This window comes from Streptomyces sp. NPDC102441 (genome assembly GCF_044765585.1).
Taxonomy (GTDB): Bacteria; Actinomycetota; Actinomycetes; order Streptomycetales; family Streptomycetaceae; genus Streptomyces.
The window spans coordinates 23495-41815 of record NZ_JBIWKH010000022.1; the positions used below are offsets into that span (position 1 = coordinate 23495).

The following is an 18321-nucleotide window of genomic DNA, read 5'->3' on the forward strand; positions in this document are numbered from 1 at the left end:
GGCGGGCGGCCGTCGTCTCAGGGAGGCGCGGGGAAGCGCCACTCCACGCGCCTGAAGACATCGAGCTGGACGTCGACGGCCGCAGAAGACGGTCACAAAAGCGGTGGCCGCCCGGTGGCCGTCCGCCCCATGATTCACTGCCAGAACTGTCAAAGGAGGGGAGCCCTTCGTGGCCCACGAGGTAGATCAGTCGTTCCTGGCCCTGCCGCTGCGTGCCCTCGCCGACGCGGCCCTCGCCCGCGCCCGTGCGCTCGGCGCCGTACACGCGGATTTCCGGTTCGAGCGGGTGCGCGGCGCCTCCTGGCGGCTGCGGGACGCCCGGCCGTCCGGGACGTCGGACACCACCGACACCGGGTACGCGGTCCGGGTGGTTCACGGCGGGGCCTGGGGGTTCGCGTCCGGGGTGGACCTGACGATGGACGCGGCGGCGAAGGTGGCCTCGCAGGCCGTCGCCATGGCCAAGCTGTCGGCGAAGGTGATCGCGGCGGCCGGTTCCGACGAGCGCGTCGAGCTGGCGGACGAGCCGGTGCACGGCGAGCGGACCTGGGTGTCGGCGTACGACGTCGACCCGTTCTCCGTGCCGGGCGAGGAGAAGGCCGGGCTGCTCTCGGAGTGGAGTGCGCGGCTGCTGGCGGCCGACGGCGTCGCGCATGTGGACGCCTCCCTGATGACGGTCCACGAGAACAAGTTCTACGCGGACACCGCCGGCACCGTCACCACCCAGCAGCGGGTGCGGGTGCATCCGCAGCTGACCGCCGTGGCCGTGGACGGCACGACCGGCGAGTTCGACTCGATGCGGACGATCGCCCCACCGGCAGGCCGGGGCTGGGAGTACCTCACGGGCACCGGCTGGGACTGGGACAGCGAGCTGGAGCGCATCCCGGGGCTGCTGGCCGAGAAGATGCGGGCGCCGAGCGTCGAGGCGGGGACGTACGACCTGGTGGTCGACCCGTCCAACCTCTGGCTGACGATCCATGAGTCGATCGGCCACGCCACCGAGCTGGACCGGGCGCTGGGTTACGAGGCGGCGTACGCGGGCACCTCGTTCGCCACCTTCGACCAGCTCGGCAAGCTGGCGTACGGCTCCCCCGTGATGAACGTGACCGGTGACCGCACCGCCGAGCACGGGCTCGCGACGGTCGGCTACGACGACGAGGGCGTCGAGGCCCAGTCCTGGGACCTGGTCAAGGACGGCACGCTGGTGGGCTACCAGACGGACCGGCGGATCGCGAAGCTGACGGGTCAGGGCCGGTCCAACGGGTGCGCGTACGCCGACTCGCCGGAGCACGTCCCGGTGCAGCGCATGGCGAACGTGTCGCTGCGGCCGGATCCGGGCGGGCTCTCCACCGAGGACCTGATCGGCGGGGTGGAGCGCGGGATCTACGTGGTCGGCGACCGGTCGTGGTCGATCGACATGCAGAGGTACAACTTTCAATTTACCGGGCAGCGGTTCTTCAGGATCGAGAACGGCAGGCTGGCGGGCCAGTTGCGGGACGTGGCCTACCAGGCGACGACGACGGACTTCTGGGGCTCGATGGAGAAGGTCGGCGGCCCGCAGACCTATGTGCTGGGCGGCGCGTTCAACTGCGGCAAGGCTCAGCCGGGTCAGGTCGCGGCCGTCTCGCACGGCTGCCCCTCCGCCCTCTTCCGAGGCGTGAACATCCTCAACACGACGCAGGAGGGCGGGCGATGAGCCGCGTCAGCAAGCCGTACGAGATCGTCGAGCGCGCACTGGAGCTGTCCACCACCGACGGCTGCGTGGTCATCGCGGAGGAGAACTCCTCCGCCAATCTGCGCTGGGCGGGCAACGCGCTCACCACGAACGGGGTGACACGGGGACGGACCCTGACCGTGATCGCGACCGTGGACGGCGCGGAGGGAACGGCATCCGGTGTGGTGTGCCGTTCGGCCGTCACCGCCGACGACCTGGAGCCACTGGTGCGGGCCGCCGAGGCCGCCGCGCGTGGTGCCGGTCCGGCCGAGGACGCGCAGCCGCTGGTCTCCGGGGTCCCGGTGTCCGCCGACTTCACAGAACCGCCGGCCGAGACCGGCTCCGACGTGTTCGCCGCCTTCGCCCCGGCGCTCGGCGACGCCTTCGCGCGGGCCCGCTCGGGCGGCCGTGAGCTGTACGGCTTCGCCCACCACCAGCTGAGCTCGACCTACCTGGGTACGTCGACGGGCCTGAGGCTGCGCCACGACCAGCCGAACGGGACGCTGGAGCTGAACGCCAAGTCCCCCGACCGGACCCGTTCCGCCTGGGCGGGCAGGGCCACCCGTGACTTCAAGGACGTCGATCCGGCGGCCCTCGACGCCGAGCTGGCGCAGCGCCTCGGCTGGGCGGAGCGCAGGATCGAGCTGCCGGCCGGGCGCTACGAGACGCTGCTGCCGCCGACCGCGGTGGCCGACCTGCTGATCTACCAGTACTGGTCGGCGGGCGCCCGGGACGCCGCGGAGGGCCGGACGGTCTTCTCCCGGCCCGGTGGCGGTACGCGGATCGGCGAGACGCTCTCGGAGCTGCCGCTGACGCTGCGCAGCGATCCGCACGCGCCGGGGCTCGAGGCGGCGCCCTTCGTGATCGCGCACGCGTCGGGCGACGGTTCCTCCGTCTTCGACAACGGGCTGCCGCTGGCTCCGACGGACTGGATCAAGGACGGCCGGCTGGAGCGGCTGACCACGACCCGGCACTCCGCGGGGCTGACGGATCTTCCGGTCGCCCCGTCGATGGACAACCTCGTCCTGGACGGCCGCGGTGAGCGGTCCCTGGAGGAGATGGTGGCCGCGACGAGCGGCCGGGCCCTGCTGCTGACCTGCCTCTGGTACATCCGGGAGGTGGATCCGGCCAGCCTGCTGCTGACCGGCCTGACCCGGGACGGGGTCTATCTGGTGGAGGACGGCGAGGTCCTCGGCGAGGTGAACAACTTCCGGTTCAACGAGTCGCCGGTCGGGCTGCTGTCCCGGGCGTCGGAGGCGGGCCGTACGGAGAAGACGCTGCCGCGCGAGTGGGGCGACTACTTCACGCGGGCCGCGATGCCCGCACTGCGCATCCCCGACTTCCACATGAGCTCGGTCAGCCGGGGCGTATGACCCCCATAGACTGACCGGACAACCAATCGGATCCTGCAAGGAGAAAACGACCGTGACGGACATCGTCGACGAGCTGAAGTGGCGCGGGCTGTTCGCCCAGTCCACCGACGAGGACGCACTGCGCAAGGCGCTCGCGGACGGCCCGGTCACCTTCTATTGCGGCTTCGATCCGACCGCGGCGAGTCTGCACGTGGGCCACCTGGTGCAGGTGCTCACCATGCGCCGGCTCCAGCTCGCCGGGCTGAAGCCCCTCGCCCTGGTCGGTGGGGCCACAGGCCAGATCGGTGACCCGCGGCCGACCGCGGAGCGCACGCTGAACGACCCGGAGACCATCGCCGCGTGGGTCCAGCGGCTGCGCGGGCAGATCGAGCCCTTCCTCACCTTCGAGGGCCCGAACGCCGCCACGATGGTGAACAACCTGGACTGGACCGCGGGCCTGTCCGCGATCGAGTTCCTCCGGGACATCGGCAAGCACTTCCGGGTCAACAAGATGCTCACCAAGGACTCCGTGGCCCGCCGGCTGGAGTCGCAGGAGGGCATCAGCTACACGGAGTTCAGCTACCAGCTCCTCCAGGGCATGGACTTCCTGGAGCTGTACCGGCGCTACGGCTGCACCCTCCAGCAGGGCGGCAGCGACCAGTGGGGCAACCTCACGGCGGGGATCGACCTGATCCACCGCCTGGAGCCGGGTGCCGCCGTGCACGCGCTGGCGACGCCGCTGATGGTCAAGGCCGACGGCACCAAGTTCGGCAAGTCCGAGAGCGGTGCCGTCTGGCTCGACCCGGAGATGACGACGCCGTACGCGTTCTACCAGTTCTGGCTGAATGTGGATGACCGGGACATCTCGACGTACATGCGCATCCTCAGCTTCAAGAGCCGTGAGGAGCTCGACGAGCTGGAGAAACTCACCGAGGAGCGTCCGCAGGCGCGGTCCGCGCAGCGGTCGCTGGCCGAGGAGCTGACGACGCTGGTGCACGGCGGCGCGCAGTGCGCGGCGGTCATCGCGGCATCGAAGGCACTGTTCGGTCAGGGTGAGCTCGGCGAGCTGGACGAGGCGACGCTGGACGCCGCCCTGTCCGAGGTGCCGCACGCCCGGGTCGCCGAGCTGGGTCCGGTGGTGGATCTCCTGGTCGAGGTCGGGCTCTCCGCCAGCAAGTCGGCCGCCCGCCGCACGGTCAAGGAGGGCGGGGCCTACGTGAACAACGCGAAGGTCACGGACGGCGAGGCCGCCCCGGCAGCCGAGGAGCTGCTGCACGGACGCTGGCTTGTTCTGCGCCGGGGCAAGAAGAACCTGGCCGCCGTCGAGGTCACCGCCGGCTGACGCCGACGCGCACAGCACCGCGGCCGGTCACGCATGACGCGTGGCCGGCCGCGGTGCTGTGTCGTACCGGGGGTCAGGTTCGCTGCCTGTTGCCCCGTTTACCTCGGATCGACTGCCAGACCATGTCGCCGACGCCTACGACGACCACGGCACCGATCAGCTGCAGTACATGGCGGATCCAGTCGATCCCCTTGGTGTCGTTGACCCCGATCCATGTCGCAACGGCGTTGCCGAGGATGCTGCCGAGGATGCCGAACACCACCGTCAACCAGAGGGGAATGTCCTGCTTCCCCGGCAGGATCGCCCGGGCGATCACACCCAGCACCAGTCCTACGATGATTGCCCACAACCAGCTCATATCGCCTCCTCGTGCGGCGCGGTAGTGCGCACGTTCGCCAGTCTCGGCCCGCCGGACGTACGCCGCATGCCGGACAGGGCCGTACGTGAGAGTGCGGCCGGGCCCGGGCTCACGGAACTCGCCCCGGTCTCGAATGAGGCGGACGCCGGGCGTACCGTAGGAGCGCACCGTCCGGGGAAGTCCGGCACAGAGAACTGGTGGTGGAATCACGATGCGGAAGCAGAGCAGCGCGGAGGTCTTCCGGATCACGGGTGCCCGCCAGGGGCTCGCCGACGATGTGCGTGGCAGGCAGCGGCGCTACATCATCTCGATGTCCGTGCGCACCGTCTCGGTGGTGCTGGCCACGACCTTGTGGAATGTCGAGAGGCATGTGGCCGTGGTGGCGCTCGCATTGGGCGTTCTGCTTCCTTATGTGGCGGTGGTCATCGCCAACGCCGGTCGTGAGAACGCCCCTTCGCTGCCCACGACGTTCGTGCCGGCACCGATACGGCCCGCTCTCGGTGCGGCTCCTTCGGGCGGCGGTGCGGAACCCGCTCCCGAGCCCGTCACGGAGCCCGGTCCCGCCGGCCGCGCAGGCGATCCGCACCCTGCGGACTGAGCGGGAGCGCCCCGCGAAGCTCAAGAAAAGCTCAGATCAATCATGTCGTTCCGGTGCACCGGACCCCGACCCCCGTGGCATACTTCGGGAGCGCTCCGCATCCCCCGTCGGAGCGACGGACCGACGCCGGGCAGCTCCCCCCGTGGCTGCTCGGCGTCGCCGTTCTCCGGCGGGGATGCGTCGCGGAGCTGCCGGGCGGGAGCGCTTAGGGTTGAGGCCGTGAACTTCCCCGATTCATCCGCCGAGAGTGCCACCGGCGCACCGGTCTGCTCCGCCAAGGGCTGCCGTGCCGACGCCGTATGGGTGCTCGCCTGGAACAACCCCAAGCTGCACACGCCTGAGCGCCGCAAGACCTGGCTGGCCTGTGACGAGCACCGGGAGCATCTCTCCTCGTTCCTCGGGGTGCGCGGCTTCCTCAAGGATGTCGTGCCGCTCGCGGAGTGGGAGTCCTCAGAGACTTCCGGGTGACCTCTCAGCCGCCGATCGCTGACATCGGGCGGTCGGGCTGCAGGAAGGTGGGGTCGTCGAGGCCGGAGCCCGCCTTCTTGCCCCACATCGCGATCTTCCAGATCCTGGCGATCTCGTCGTCGGACGTGTCGGAACGCAGGGCGCCGCGCAGGTCCGTCTCCTCGCGGGCGAAGAGACAGGTGCGGACCTGTCCGTCGGCGGTGAGCCGGGTGCGGTCGCAGGCCCCGCAGAAGGGCCTGGTCACGGAGGCGATGACGCCGACGCGGTGCGGTCCGCCGTCCACGGTCCAGCGCTCCGCGGGGGCGGATCCTCGCTCCTCGTCGCCTTCGGCGGTGAGGGTGAAGCGCGTGCGCAGCGAGGCGAGGATGTCACCTGCTGTGATCATGCCGTCGCGCTTCCAGCCGTGCTGGGCGTCGAGCGGCATCTGTTCGATGAAGCGGAGCTCGTAGGCGTTGTCCACGGCCCAGGCGAGCAGGTCGGGGGCCTCGTCCTCGTTGAGCCCGGGCATGAGGACGGAGTTGACCTTGACGGGGGTGAGTCCCGCTTCGTGGGCGGCCTGGAGTCCTTCCAGGACGTCCTTGTGCCGGTCGCGGCGGGTGAGCGTCTTGAAGACGTCCGGGCGCAGGGTGTCCAGGGATACGTTGACCCGGTCCAGGCCTGCCGCCTTCAGGGCGGTGGCGGTGCGCTTGAGCCCGATGCCGTTGGTGGTGAGCGACATCCGGGGCCGTGGCTCCAGGGCGGCGCACTGCTCGACGATGGAGACCAGCCCGGGACGCAGCAGCGGCTCGCCGCCGGTGAAGCGGACCTCCGTGATGCCGAGCTCGGTGACGGCGATCCGGACGAGCCGGACGATCTCGTCGTCGCTGAGCAGGTCCGGCTTGGAGAGCCACTGCAGGCCTTCTTCCGGCATGCAGTAGGTACAGCGGAGATTGCACTTGTCGGTCAGTGAGACGCGCAGGTCGGTGGCGACCCGGCCGTAGGTGTCGATGAGCACTGTCGGCCCCCTCCCCCGGTTATGTCCTCGGTTGCGCTTCTGACATCTCCGAGAGTACGCGAGGCCTGTGACATCGAGGGGGCTCGGTTGACACGAGGTGCGGCGGGGCCCCGTCGTAGATCTCTACGACGGGGCCCCGCCAGAGGCACGGCAGGCAGGTCAGTGGGCTCCGGTGCCGGTGAGGGACTTGACCTCGAGTTCGGCGTACTTGCCCTTGTCCGGCTCCTCCTTGGAGAGGATCGAGCCGACCCAGCCGAGCAGGAAGCCCAGCGGGATGGAGATGAGGCCGGGGTTCTCCAGGGGGAACCAGGCGAAGTCGACGTCCGGGAACATCGAGCTGGCCTTCCCCGAGACGACCGGGGAGAACAGCACCAGCAGGACGGACGAGGCGAGACCGCCGTAGATGGACCAGAGAGCGCCCTGGGTGGTGAAGCGCTTCCAGAAGAGGCTGTAGAGGATGGTCGGCAGGTTGGCCGACGCGGCGACGGCGAAGGCCAGGGCGACGAGTCCCGCGACGTTCAGGTCGCGGGCCATCGCGCCGAGGCCGATGGAGACGACGCCGATGGCGACGGTGGCCCAGCGGGCCGCCCTCATCTCCTCCTTCTCGGTGGCCTTCCCCCTGCGGATGACGTTGGCGTAGATGTCATGGGCGAAGGAGGACGAGGAGGCGAGGGTGAGGCCCGCGACGACGGCGAGGATCGTGGCGAAGGCGACGGCGGAGATGACGGCGAGCATGACGGCGCCCCCCGTCGTGCCGAGTCCGCCGAGGTACTCGGCGAGCTGGGGTGCCGCCGCGTTGCCCGCCGGGTTCTTCGCCTTGATCTCCTCGGGTCCGATGAGTGCCGCGGCGCCGAAGCCGAGGGCGATCGTCATCAGGTAGAAGGCGCCGATGATGCCGATGGCCCAGTTGACGGACTTACGGGCGGCCTTGGCGGTCGGGACGGTGTAGAAGCGGATCAGGATGTGCGGCAGTCCGGCGGTGCCGAGGACGAGCGCGATACCGAGTGAGATGAAGTCCAGCTTCGACACGTCGGTGACGCCGTACTTGAGGCCGGGCTCCAGGAACGCGGAGCCTTGGCCGCTCTTCTCCGCGGCGGTGCCGAGCAGGTCGGAGATGTTGAAGTCGAACTTCCACAGCACCATCAAGGTCATCAGCAGGGCGCCCGCGATGAGCAGCACGGCCTTGACCATCTGCACCCAGGTGGTCCCCTTCATGCCGCCGATGGTGACGTAGACGATCATGAGAACGCCGACCAGCGCCACGATGAGGATCTTGCCCGCGTCGCCGGTGATACCGAGCAGCAGGGCGACGAGGACACCGGCGCCGGCCATCTGTGCCAGCAGGTAGAAGATCGACACGATGATGGTGGAGATGCCCGCGGCGGTACGCACCGGCCGCTGCCGCATCCGGTAGGCGAGGACGTCGCCCATGGTGTAACGGCCCGAGTTCCGCAGCGGTTCGGCGACGAGCAGCAGGGCGACGAGCCAGGCGACGAGGAAGCCGATGGAGTAGAGGAAGCCGTCGTAGCCGAAGAGCGCGATGGCGCCGGCGATGCCGAGGAAGGACGCCGCCGACATGTAGTCGCCGGAGACGGCGAGGCCGTTCTGGAAGGCGGTGAACTGCCGCCCGCCCGCGTAGAAGTCCGACGCGCTCTTGGTCTGCCGGCCGGCCCAGACGGTGATGCCCAGGGTCGCCGCGACGAAGACCGCGAAGAGGGTGATGATCAGCGGCCGGTGCTCGCTCGTCGACGACGTCGACGCGGCGAGCTGGGTCACGGCGTGCGAGGTGTACACGGCGCTCATGCGTCGGCCTCCAGACGGGACTTGATGGCCGCCGCCTGCGGGTCGAGCTTGTTCGTGGCGTGGCGCGAGTAGAACCAGGCGATGAGGAACGTGGTGGCGAACTGGGCGAGGCCGAACACGAAGGCGACGTTGAAGTTCGCGAAGACGATCTTGCTCATGAAGGCGCCGGCATAGCTGGACAGCAGCACGTACAGCAGATACCAGGCAATGAAGCCGATGGTGAGGGGAAAGGCGAAGGAGCGGTGCGAACGGCGCAGTTCGGCGAACTCCGGGCTGTTCTGCGCCTCGAGGAACGCCTCGGTCGTGGGCTGGACGGGACTGCCGTCCTCAGGGCTCTGGGGCGGCGGTGCTTCGGTGGCCACGGATTCTCCTCGCGACGCGGGTGCGGTGGTGGGAACGGTGGATTTCAAGGGGAGTCCTCTGCGCTGTGGGGGTAGCGGGGGCTGAACGCACGACTCCCTGTGCAACGGCACGGAGAGCGCGGCGAAGCGGTTCACCGCAGGTTCGGTCTTCTCGGGCCGGCACCCGCGGACGCGACTCCCAGAGGTCACACCTCGAACTCACTTGCCCGTATTCATTGATGCGCCGGGAAGATCAGCGATAACTTCACTGGTCATGTACCGGACGGACACACCGGTGTCCGGCCCACGGCACGGATGATGTGGAGAACCCATGGCTCATCTGGCATCCAGACGGACTCGCGTACTCACGCTGCCCGTCGGACTCGCGCTCACGGCCTCGCTCGGCTTCCTTCCGACGGGGACCGCCGCCGCGGCACCCTCGGACGAGCCGGCGGCGGTGGCTCCCGCGGACGGCCCCGAGCTGTCCTACGTCGTGAACACGGCGCGGACGGGCCACGGCACCGTCAAGCAGGTACGGAAGGCGATATCCGCGGCCGGCGGGACGGTCGTGACGTCGTACGACAAGATAGGCGTCATCGTCGTCCACTCGCAGAACCCGGACTTCGGCACGACGATCCGCAAGGCCAGGGGCGTCCGGTCGGCGGGCGCCACCCGCACCGCCCCGATCGTTCCGCAGGCGACGAAGGACATCGGGGTGGAGCAGCCCCTCACCGCCGCGGAGGCCCGGGCGGCGTCGAAGGGCGCGGTGGCGGGCCAGGACCCGCTGGAGCCCCTGCAGTGGGACCTGCCGGCCATCAAGGCGGACAAGGCTCACGAGAAGTCGCTCGGCAGCAGCAAGGTCACGGTCGGCGTCATCGACACGGGTGTGGACGACACGCACCCTGACCTGGCCCCGAACTTCGACCGCGCGGCGTCGGTGAACTGTGTGTCCGGCGCCCCGGACACCACGGACGGCGCCTGGCGGCCCGCGGCCGGCGAGAGCGACCACGGCACGCATGTCGCGGGCACCATAGCCGCGGCGAAGAACGGCACCGGGGTCACCGGCGTCGCGCCCGGTGTGAAGGTCTCCGGCATCAAGGTGTCCACGCCTGCCGGGTTCTTCTACACCGAGGCCGTCGTCTGCGGCTTCGTCTGGGCCGCCGAGCACGGCGTCGATGTGACGAACAGCAGCTATTACACCGACCCGTGGCTGTTCAACTGCAAGAACGACCCCGACCAGGGCGCCCTCGTCGACGCGGTCACCCGGGCCACCCGTTACGCGGAGGGCAAGGGCGTCGTCAACGTCGCCGCGGCCGGTAACTCCGACCAGGACCTGGCCCTCGACGCCATCGAGGACACCACGAGCCCGAACGACTCGACGACGGTCACCCGCACGGTCGATCCGAGCGCCTGCCCCGACATCCCGACCATGCTGCCGGGTGTGGTGACGGTCTCCGCGACCGGCGCGAAGAACCTCAAGTCCTCCTACTCGAACTACGGTCTCGGGGTCATCGACGTGGCGGCCCCCGGCGGTGACTCGACGCGCTACCAGGCGCCCGAGGCACCGGCGGACAACGGTCTGATCCTGTCCACGCTGCCCGGCGGCGGATTCGGCTACAAGGCCGGTACGTCGATGGCATCGCCGCACGTCGCGGGCGTCGCGGCCCTGATCAGGTCGACCCACCCGCACGCCTCGGCGGCCGGCGTGAAGGCGCTGCTGACGCACCAGGCCGACGCCACGGCGTGCGGAGCGCCGTACGACATCGACGCTGACGGCACCGTCGACGCGGTCTGCGAGGGCGGCAAGCAGCACAACGGCTTCTACGGGGCCGGTGTCGTGGACGCGCTGGACGCGGTCCGCAGGTAAGGCATGAGGGAGGGCCGGGGACAGTTGCCCCGGCCCTTTCCGCGTGCGGCTCGGCTACGGCGTGATGAGGACCTTGAGCGCCGTGCGCTCGTCCATCGCCGTGCAGCCCCGGGGGTTCCGCCGGTGGAATCCGTTGTTCCGCCGAGCGCCCCCTCGGTGAGCAGGTACTGGGCGGCCAGGTAGGTCAGCATGATCCAGAAATCGTGGGCGGGAAGCTGCGGCCGGTCGGCGACGCCGGTGGCGATGAGCGCGTCGGAGAGCAGGAAGAGCGCGCCGCCGAGCGCGGCGTACCGTCCGAGGGCGCCCGCCCGCCAGGCCATGGCCGCGAGCAGCAGGCTGTATCCGGTCAGCGGGACGCGCAGCCCGTCCGGCAGTCCGGGCCACAGGTACGCGAGGAAGGCCATGAGCACGGCGGCGTACACGAGTCCCGCGGCCGGCCGGAGACGGAGACGGCCGAAGAGCACGAGATAACAGACATGGCCTGCGGCGAAGCAGCCCATGCCGGCGAGGAACGCGGCCTCCGAACCGGGTATCAGCAGCACGTCCCCGGCCCAGCCGCACAGCAGCGCGGCGATGAGCGGCCGGGGACCGCCGCGCGCCGCGGCGCAGGCGGCGAGCAGCGGCATCAGCAGCGGCTTGGCGACGAGGTGCGCGGTCTGCATCCCGGCCAGGAGCCCGGCCAGGTCGACGGCTGCCACCGCCAGGAAGGCGACGAGCAGCGGGCGTACGAGCCGGGGCGCGCCCGCGCGGGGCGTCATCCGGTGCGCTCGGTGGCGGCGCGTGGCCGCACGGGCGCGGTCGCCGCCGCGAGGCGCGACGGCTGCCAGCCCGGTCCGCGGAAGATCCGTCCGGCCCGCTCGCCCCAGGTGGTGGCCGCCCGTACGTCGCGGGCGATGGCGGCGTATTCGTGGGTGGCGACGCGGAGCGGGTTGTGGGTTCCGATGTTCTTGGTGAGTCCGTAGACGGGCCGCTCGGTCTCGGCGGTGAAGGAGCCGAAGAGCCGGTCCCAGAGGATGAGGATCCCGCCGAAGTTCCGGTCGAGGTAGCCGCCTTGGGAGGCGTGGTGGACCCGGTGGTGGGAGGGGGTGTTGAGGACGAACTCGAAGGGCCGGGGCAGCTTGCCGATCCGCTCGGTGTGCACCCAGAACTGATAGACGAGGTTCGCCGAGGAGCAGAAGGCCAGCGCGGCGGGGTGGACCCCGCAGGCGATGAGCGGTACGTAGAACGGCCAGACGGTCAGCGAGGTCCATGGCTGGCGCAGCGCGGTCGTGAGGTTGAACTTCCGGCTGGAGTGGTGGACCACATGGCAGGCCCAGAGGACCCTGATGACGTGGTGGCCCCGGTGGGACCAGTAGTAGAAGAAGTCCTGGGCGAGCAGCATCAGCGGGACCGTCCACCACAGGACGGGGACGCGCAGCGGGGTCAGCTCGTAGACGGCCGCGTAGACGGCGACGATGGGTATCTTCCACAGCAGGTCGAAGACCAGGCTGCCGATTCCCATGGTGACGCTGGTGGCAGCGTCCTTGGCGTCGTACCCGGCGGCCTCGTCGTCCGGATGAAGCCGGTGGGACACCATTTCGAGGACGGTGAGCAGGACGAAGGCGGGGATCGACCACAGCACGACATCGGGCAGGTTCGGCTCCATGCGAGCACCGTAGAGCCCTTCCAGGTACCGGGGATAGATGTTGTTACTGACAAGTATGTGAGACGCGACGTCATCAGTGTTTGGTGGGTTCTGCCAACTGCCCCGTCGTGCGATTCCCCCTCACACCCGCCGTCGAGGCGGCGGAACCGGGGCCGTCCTCACACCCCCGCCGCCCCCAGCAGCGCCCCCGCCGCGTACGTCACCGCCATGGCCACCGCTCCCCCGGCCATGTTCCGCAGCACCGCGCGTCTCGCGGGCGCCTCGCCCAGCCGGGCGCTCCACCAGCCCGTGAGGGCCAGCGCCGCGAGCACGGACAGCACGGTGACGGGCAGCCGGACCGAGGGAGGCGGCAGCACGATCGCGAGGAGCGGCAGCAGGGCGCCCACGGTGAACGCCAGGAAGCTCGCGCCCGCCGCGTGCCACGGGTTGGTGAGCTCGTCAGGGTCGATGCCCAACTCCACCTCGGCGTGGGCGCGCAGCGCGTCGCGCTGGGTGAGCTGGACGGCGGCCTCCCGGGCGAGGCGGCCGCTCAGCCCCTTCTCCTCCAGCAGTCCGGCGAGTTCGGCGAGCTCGGCCTCCGGTGTCTCCTCGAGCTCACGCCTCTCCGTCGCCAGCGCCGCCTTCTCCGAATCGCGCTGGGTGGACACCGAGACGTATTCGCCCGCTGCCATCGACATGGACCCCGCGAGCAGCCCGGCCAGGCCGGCCGTCAGCAGGGTGGAGCGGTCCCCGGTCGCCCCGGCCACTCCCACGACGAGGCCGGCGGTGGAGACCACCCCGTCGTTGGCCCCGAGCACCGCCGCCCGCAGCCAGTTGAGCCGGGTACCGAGCCCGCCCCGGTGGGGCTCGTCGTGTGTCTGCGTCTCTGCGTCCGTCACCCCGGGAGCGTCTCACCGCGCCCTCCTCCGGCGCATCCCGACCCGCGTTTCCGGCACCACGGCCAACTGCCCGGCGCCGTCTCCGGGTTCACGGCGGAGGCCGCCCGGATAGGTCGCTGTCGGTCCGGGCCCGTATTCTCTGTGACCATGCTCGACGACCGTCAGACCGCAGCGCCGTGGCCGGCCGCGTATCCCCAGGGGTACGCGGTCGTCGACGTGGAGACCACCGGACTCGCCCGCGACGACCGGATAGTGTCCGCTGCCGTGTACCGCCTGGACGCGAGAGGTGAGGTCGAGGACCACTGGTACACCCTGGTGAACCCCGAGCGGGATCCCGGCCCCGTCTGGATCCACGGGCTGACCAGCGATGTCCTGGAAGGCGCGCCACTCTTCCCGGAGGTCGCCGCACAGCTGTCCGAGCGGCTCTCCGGACGCGTGCTCGTCGCGCACAACGCCGCATTCGACTGGTCGATGATCGCCAGGGAGTACGCGCGTGCGGCGGTCACCGCGCCCGTCGAGCAGCGGCTGTGCACCATCGCGCTCGCCAAGGAGCTCCGGCTCCCCCTGCCCAACCACAAGCTGGAGTCGCTGGCCGCGCACTTCGGGGTGGTGCAGGAGCGCGCGCACCACGCGCTGGACGACGCGCGGGTACTGGCCGAGGCCTTCCGGCCGAGTCTGCACGCCGCGGCCAGGGACGGGGTGCGGCTGCCGCTGCTGGAGTGCCGCCCGCTGACGGAGTGGTACGACTCCCCGGTCACCCCGCGCACCGGCTACCGCCCCTCGCAGGGTCAGGGCAGCTGGCGCCCCTCGCGCAAGCGACCCGCGTGCCCGTATCCGAATCCCGGACGCTACGAGTCGGACAAACCTCTCATGCAGGGCATGCGGGTCGCCTTCTCGGGGGACACCTCCATCGACCGGGAGCTCCTGGAGGACCGTGCCGTGGAGGCCGGCCTGCACGTGGCGACCAGCGTGTCGCGGCTGACGAGCCTGCTCGTCACCAACGACCCGGACTCGGCGACGTCGAAGACGGTGAAGGCGAAGTCGTTCGGCACCCCGGTCCTGGAGGAGAGCGCCTTCACCCACCTGCTGAGGGACGTGGCACCGGCCAGGGCCGTCGCCGTACCGAAGCCGTCACCGTCATCGGAGTGAACCGGGGGCGACTCGCCCCGAGTCGGCTCGCCCGCCGCCGCCCGGCATCCCACCCTGTGGCGCATGGCACGTTGTGAGGTTTGCGGAAACGACTACGGGATGTCCTTCGAGGTGCACGCGCAGGGTGCGGTGCATGTCTTCGACTGCTTCTCCTGCGCCATTCACCGCATGGCGCCCATCTGTGAGCACTGCCGGGTACAGGTCATCGGCCAGGGCGTCGAGGCCGACGGCCACTGGTACTGCGGCGGCCACTGCGCCCGCGCCGAGGGAAAGGCGGGCATCGTGGACAAAGCATGACGGGCTGTCCCGTCCGCACGGGGGCACCCTCCGTGCCGCACCCCATGACCCCGGTTGTACCGTCATGGGGTGTACCGCTTCCTGTTGACCCGGCAGTGGGTGATTCTCACCCTCCTCGTCCTCGCCATGATTCCCACGATGGTGGAGCTGGGCTTCTGGCAGCTGCACCGGCACGAACACCGGGTCGAGCAGAACGCGCTGATCACCAAGAACCTCGAGGCGGCCCCGGTCTCCGTCACCCGCCTCACCTCCCCCGGGCACACGGTCCCCCGATCCGACTACTGGCGCGCCGTGAAGGCCACCGGCACGTTCGACACCGAGCACGAGGTGGTCGTACGCCGGCGGACCTCGCAGGACGAGCGCATCGGCGTACTGGTCCTCACCCCCTTGAATCTCAAGGGCGGCGGCACCGTCCTGGTCAACCGCGGCTGGGTCGAGGCTGCGGCCGACCAGCAGGCCTACCCCGAGGTCCCCGCCCCGCCGCGCGGTGAGGTCACCGTCAGGGGACGGCTCAAGGCGGACGAGACGACGAGTGCCAGTGGCATCAAGGACCTCCAGGGGCTGCCGGACCGCCAGGTGATGCTGATCAACAGCTCCCAGCAGTCGCAGCTGCTCGGCCGGCCCGTGCTGGGCGGCTACGTCGAGCTCACCGCCCCCCAGCCCGCCGACGGCAGCCCGGAGACGATCGCCGCCCCCGACGACAGCTCCATCGGCCCGCACATGGCGTATGCCGTCCAGTGGTGGCTCTTCGCCGCCGGGGTGCCCGTCGGCTGGGTCATTCTCGTACGCCGTGAGAAGCGCGACCGTGCGGAGGCCGCCGCGGCCAAGGACGACGACGCCGAGGCGCAGCCCGAGCCGGCGACCGCGTAGGGCCCTGATCACACCGGTCCGTTCGTACGGCTTTCGCTGCTTAGCGGGGCTCAGGTTCGGGAAGACGGCAGAGCGTGACCCCACGCATCGAGGACTACGCCATCATCGGCGATCTCCAGACCGCCGCCCTGGTCGGCAGGAACGGTTCTGTCGACTGGCTCTGTCTGCCCCGCTTCGACTCCGGCGCCTGCTTCGCGGCCCTGCTCGGCGACGAGGACAACGGCCACTGGCGCATCGCCCCCCAGGGCACGGACAGCACGGACACCTGCACCCGGCGCGCCTACGTGGGCGACTCCCTGGTCCTGGAGACCTACTGGGAGACGAGGACCGGGACCGTCAAGGTCATCGACTTCATGCCGCAGCGCGACAAGGCGCCCGACGTCATGCGGATCGTCGAGGGCGTCAGCGGCAGCGTCGACATGAGCTCCGTCCTGCGGCTGCGGTTCGACTTCGGATCCGTGGTCCCGTGGATGCGCCGCTCGCACGGCCACCGGGTGGCCGTGGCGGGCCCCGACTCCGTCTGGCTGCGCAGCGAGCCGTCGGTGAAGACATGGGGCCAGCAGTTCAGCACCTGCTCGTCCTTCACGGTCACCGAGGGCGAGAGCGTGGCGTTCGTCCTCACCTGGCACCCCTCGCACTCCCCCCGCCCCAAGCTGATCGACCCTCACAAGGCGCTGAAGCACACCCTCACCGACTGGGCGAAGTGGGCGGCACGGTGCACCTACCACGGCAGGCACCGTGAGGCGGTGCTCCGCTCCCTGATCACCCTGAAGGCGCTCACCTACGCCCCCACCGGCGGAATCGTGGCGGCCCTCACGACCTCGCTCCCCGAGGAGATCGGGGGCGTGAGGAACTGGGACTACCGCTACTGCTGGCTGCGGGACTCCACCCTCACGCTGGCCGCCATGATCTCGGTCGGCTACATGGAGGAGGCAGCCGCCTGGCGGGACTGGCTGCTGCGGGCCGTGGCCGGCGACCCGGCCGACCTCCAGATCATGTACGGGCTCGCGGGCGAGCGCAGACTTCCCGAGACGGAGCTGCCATGGCTGGCCGGCTACGAGAACTCGCTGCCGGTCCGCATCGGCAACGCCGCCGTCCGGCAACAGCAGCTCGATGTGTACGGCGAGGTCATCGACTCGCTCAGGCTGGCCCGCCACGCCGGGCTCCACGACAAGCCGCACGCCTGGAACCTGCAGCTCAGTCTGCTCGGCTTCCTGGAATCCACCTGGCGCGAGCCGGACGAGGGCCTGTGGGAGATCCGCGGGCAGCGCCGCCACTTCGTGCACTCCAAGGTGATGGCCTGGGTCGCGGCCGACCGCGCGGTGCGCACCCTGGAGGAGAACCCCGGCCTGCCCGGCGACGCCGACCGGTGGCGGGCGATGCGGGACGCCGTGCACGCGGAGGTCTGCGAGAAGGGCTACGACCCCGTACGCAACACCTTCACCCAGTACTACGGATCCCGGGAGCTGGACGCCTCGACGCTGCTCATCGTGCGCACCGGCTTCCTGCCGCCCGACGACCCGCGGGTGACCGGCACCGTCGACGCGGTGCGCAGCGAGCTCGCCCACGACGGCCTGATCCGCCGTTACAGCACCGAGGGCGGGTCGGTGGACGGCCTCCCCGGCGACGAGGGGGCCTTCATCGCCTGCTCGTTCTGGCTGGTGGACGCCCTGACCCGGACGGGCCGCAGGGACGAGGCCGAGACGCTCTTCGACCGGCTGCTGGAGCTGCGCAACGACGTGGGGCTGCTGGCCGAGGAGTACGACCCGGTGGCCCGGCGCCAGCTCGGCAACTACCCGCAGGCGTTCAGCCACATCGGCCTGGTGAACAGCGCGGTCGACCTCAGCGGTGGGGACTTGGCAGGATAGGGCCCATGGATCTTGGACTGAAGGACCGTGTGTACATCGTCACCGGGGCGACCCGGGGGCTGGGCAACGCCACCGCGCGCGCCCTCGCAGCCGACGGAGCGAAGGTGATCGTCTCCGGCCGTGACGAGAAGACCGCCGCCGAGGCCGCCGCGGAGCTGGGCTCCGCAGCGGTCGGGATCGGTGTGGACAACGCCGACCCGCTGGCCGCCCGGCGGCTGGTGGACGCCGCGAAGGAGCACTTCGGCCGGCTGGACGGCATTCTCATCAGCGTCGGAGGCCCCGCACCGGGCTTCGTCGCCGACAACACCGACGATCAGTGGCAGTCGGCCTTCGAGTCGGTCTTCCTCGGCGCCGTACGCCTGGCCCGTACGGCGGCCGAGACGCTCGGCGAGGGCGGGGTCATCGGGTTCGTCCTGTCCGGATCCGTGCACGAGCCGATCCCCGGCCTGACCATCTCCAACGGCCTGCGCCCGGGCCTCGCCGGCTTCGCCAAGTCCCTCGCGGACGAGCTGGGCCCGCGTGGTATCCGTGTCGTCGGGGTGCTGCCGGCCCGGATCGACACGGACCGGGTGCGCGAGCTCGACGCCCTGTCCGGCGACGCGGATGCGTCCCGTACGGCCAACGAGGCGAGCATCCCGCTGCGCCGCTACGGCACCCCGGAGGAGTTCGGGAAGACAGCGGCCTTCCTGCTCTCCCCGGCCGCCTCCTATCTGACCGGCATCATGGTGCCGGTCGACGGCGGTGCCCGGCACGGTTTCTGACGGGCCCCTCCGGAGCGGC

17 protein-coding genes and 1 pseudogene are annotated in these 18321 nt (G+C 70.5%); 11 read left to right on the forward strand and 7 right to left on the reverse strand.

Features of this window, described 5'->3' with window-relative positions; genetic code table 11:
* Positions 1-169: 169 nt before the first annotated feature.
* The 3 genes from ACIREO_RS35820 to tyrS are packed head-to-tail and all read left to right on the forward strand — an operon-like array spanning position 170 to position 4405.
* Positions 170-1693, forward strand: coding sequence for a TldD/PmbA family protein (locus tag ACIREO_RS35820; RefSeq protein ID WP_404118207.1), 1524 nt, complete (start codon positions 170-172; stop codon positions 1691-1693).
* Positions 1690-3084: a metallopeptidase TldD-related protein gene (locus ACIREO_RS35825; protein ID WP_404118209.1), complete on the forward strand. Its 1395-nt coding sequence runs from the start codon at positions 1690-1692 to the stop codon at positions 3082-3084. The genes ACIREO_RS35820 and ACIREO_RS35825 overlap by 4 nt, the downstream gene beginning before the upstream one ends.
* A 52-nt stretch (positions 3085-3136) precedes the next feature.
* Positions 3137-4405: a tyrosine--tRNA ligase gene (gene tyrS / locus ACIREO_RS35830; protein ID WP_404118211.1), complete on the forward strand. Its 1269-nt coding sequence runs from the start codon at positions 3137-3139 to the stop codon at positions 4403-4405.
* A 73-nt stretch (positions 4406-4478) separates the two neighbouring features.
* On the opposite strand, the gene ACIREO_RS35835 is transcribed toward tyrS, so the two are convergent.
* Complete coding sequence (locus tag ACIREO_RS35835) at positions 4479-4763, reverse strand: GlsB/YeaQ/YmgE family stress response membrane protein (protein ID WP_104790078.1); 285 nt, start codon at positions 4761-4763, stop codon at positions 4479-4481.
* 211 nt (positions 4764-4974) lie between these two features.
* On the opposite strand from ACIREO_RS35835, the gene ACIREO_RS35840 reads away from it, so the two are divergent.
* Entirely contained in the window at positions 4975-5361 is a 387-nt protein-coding gene (locus ACIREO_RS35840) for a DUF3099 domain-containing protein (protein ID WP_404118215.1), read from the forward strand.
* 219 nt (positions 5362-5580) lie between these two features.
* Positions 5581-5829, forward strand: coding sequence for a hypothetical protein (locus ACIREO_RS35845; RefSeq protein WP_404118217.1), 249 nt, complete (start codon positions 5581-5583; stop codon positions 5827-5829).
* A gap of 4 nt (positions 5830-5833) precedes the next feature.
* Here ACIREO_RS35845 and moaA read toward each other — a convergent pair whose 3' ends face one another.
* The 3 genes from moaA to ACIREO_RS35860 form a co-directional block, all read right to left on the reverse strand.
* Positions 5834-6823 carry a GTP 3',8-cyclase MoaA gene (gene moaA, locus ACIREO_RS35850; protein WP_404118220.1) on the reverse strand — a complete coding sequence of 330 codons (990 nt, stop codon included), beginning with the start codon at positions 6821-6823 and terminating at the stop codon, positions 5834-5836.
* Positions 6824-6982: 159 nt separating this feature from the next.
* Positions 6983-8626, reverse strand: coding sequence for a cation acetate symporter (locus ACIREO_RS35855; protein WP_404118222.1), 1644 nt, complete (start codon positions 8624-8626; stop codon positions 6983-6985).
* Complete coding sequence (locus ACIREO_RS35860) at positions 8623-8988, reverse strand: DUF485 domain-containing protein (RefSeq protein ID WP_404118224.1); 366 nt, start codon at positions 8986-8988, stop codon at positions 8623-8625. The genes ACIREO_RS35855 and ACIREO_RS35860 overlap by 4 nt, the downstream gene beginning before the upstream one ends.
* Positions 8989-9298: 310 nt before the next feature.
* On the opposite strand from ACIREO_RS35860, the gene ACIREO_RS35865 reads away from it, so the two are divergent.
* The gene (locus ACIREO_RS35865) at positions 9299-10834 is read left to right on the forward strand and encodes a S8 family peptidase (protein WP_404118227.1); all 1536 of its coding nucleotides are present in this window, start codon (positions 9299-9301) and stop codon (positions 10832-10834) included.
* Positions 10835-10932: 98 nt separating this feature from the next.
* Here the strand turns inward: ACIREO_RS35865 and ACIREO_RS35870 are convergent.
* The 3 genes and pseudogenes from ACIREO_RS35870 to ACIREO_RS35880 form a co-directional block, all read right to left on the reverse strand.
* Positions 10933-11592, reverse strand: a pseudogene (locus tag ACIREO_RS35870) (lysoplasmalogenase); the annotation flags it as partial.
* Complete coding sequence (locus ACIREO_RS35875; protein WP_404118230.1) at positions 11589-12479, reverse strand: sterol desaturase family protein; 891 nt, start codon at positions 12477-12479, stop codon at positions 11589-11591. The pseudogene ACIREO_RS35870 and the gene ACIREO_RS35875, both read right to left, overlap by 4 nt.
* A 158-nt stretch (positions 12480-12637) precedes the next feature.
* Complete coding sequence (locus ACIREO_RS35880; RefSeq protein ID WP_404118232.1) at positions 12638-13357, reverse strand: VIT family protein; 720 nt, start codon at positions 13355-13357, stop codon at positions 12638-12640.
* Between the two features lie 141 nt (positions 13358-13498).
* Between ACIREO_RS35880 and ACIREO_RS35885 the strand changes: the two genes are divergently transcribed.
* The 5 genes from ACIREO_RS35885 to ACIREO_RS35905 all read left to right on the forward strand — a co-directional run bounded on the left by ACIREO_RS35885 (position 13499) and on the right by ACIREO_RS35905 (position 18302).
* The gene (locus ACIREO_RS35885) at positions 13499-14506 is read left to right on the forward strand and encodes a DEDDh family exonuclease (protein ID WP_404118235.1); all 1008 of its coding nucleotides are present in this window, start codon (positions 13499-13501) and stop codon (positions 14504-14506) included.
* Between the two features lie 63 nt (positions 14507-14569).
* Complete coding sequence (locus ACIREO_RS35890) at positions 14570-14803, forward strand: hypothetical protein (protein ID WP_399949709.1); 234 nt, start codon at positions 14570-14572, stop codon at positions 14801-14803.
* A gap of 69 nt (positions 14804-14872) precedes the next feature.
* The gene (locus tag ACIREO_RS35895) at positions 14873-15673 is read left to right on the forward strand and encodes an SURF1 family protein (protein WP_404118238.1); all 801 of its coding nucleotides are present in this window, start codon (positions 14873-14875) and stop codon (positions 15671-15673) included.
* A gap of 74 nt (positions 15674-15747) precedes the next feature.
* Positions 15748-17541, forward strand: a complete 1794-nt coding sequence (locus ACIREO_RS35900) for a glycoside hydrolase family 15 protein (protein ID WP_404118240.1) — start codon at positions 15748-15750, stop codon at positions 17539-17541.
* A 5-nt stretch (positions 17542-17546) separates the two neighbouring features.
* Positions 17547-18302 (forward strand): SDR family oxidoreductase, encoded by a 756-nt coding sequence (locus tag ACIREO_RS35905; protein ID WP_404118243.1) that lies wholly within the window; start codon positions 17547-17549, stop codon positions 18300-18302.
* Positions 18303-18321 lie beyond the last annotated feature (19 nt).

What these genes read in the sequence shown, in the direction of transcription:
- ACIREO_RS35825 (WP_404118209.1), top strand. Translation starts at nt 1,690, where the DNA reads ATGAGCCGCGTCAGCAAGCCGTACGAGATCGTCGAGCGCGCACTGGAG.
- ACIREO_RS35835 (WP_104790078.1), bottom strand. Translation starts at nt 4,763, where the DNA reads ATGAGCTGGTTGTGGGCAATCATCGTAGGACTGGTGCTGGGTGTGATC.
- ACIREO_RS35840 (WP_404118215.1), top strand. Translation starts at nt 4,975, where the DNA reads ATGCGGAAGCAGAGCAGCGCGGAGGTCTTCCGGATCACGGGTGCCCGC.
- ACIREO_RS35855 (WP_404118222.1), bottom strand. Translation starts at nt 8,626, where the DNA reads ATGAGCGCCGTGTACACCTCGCACGCCGTGACCCAGCTCGCCGCGTCG.
- ACIREO_RS35865 (WP_404118227.1), top strand. Translation starts at nt 9,299, where the DNA reads ATGGCTCATCTGGCATCCAGACGGACTCGCGTACTCACGCTGCCCGTC.
- ACIREO_RS35875 (WP_404118230.1), bottom strand. Translation starts at nt 12,479, where the DNA reads ATGGAGCCGAACCTGCCCGATGTCGTGCTGTGGTCGATCCCCGCCTTC.
- ACIREO_RS35890 (WP_399949709.1), top strand. Translation starts at nt 14,570, where the DNA reads ATGGCACGTTGTGAGGTTTGCGGAAACGACTACGGGATGTCCTTCGAG.
- ACIREO_RS35905 (WP_404118243.1), top strand. Translation starts at nt 17,547, where the DNA reads ATGGATCTTGGACTGAAGGACCGTGTGTACATCGTCACCGGGGCGACC.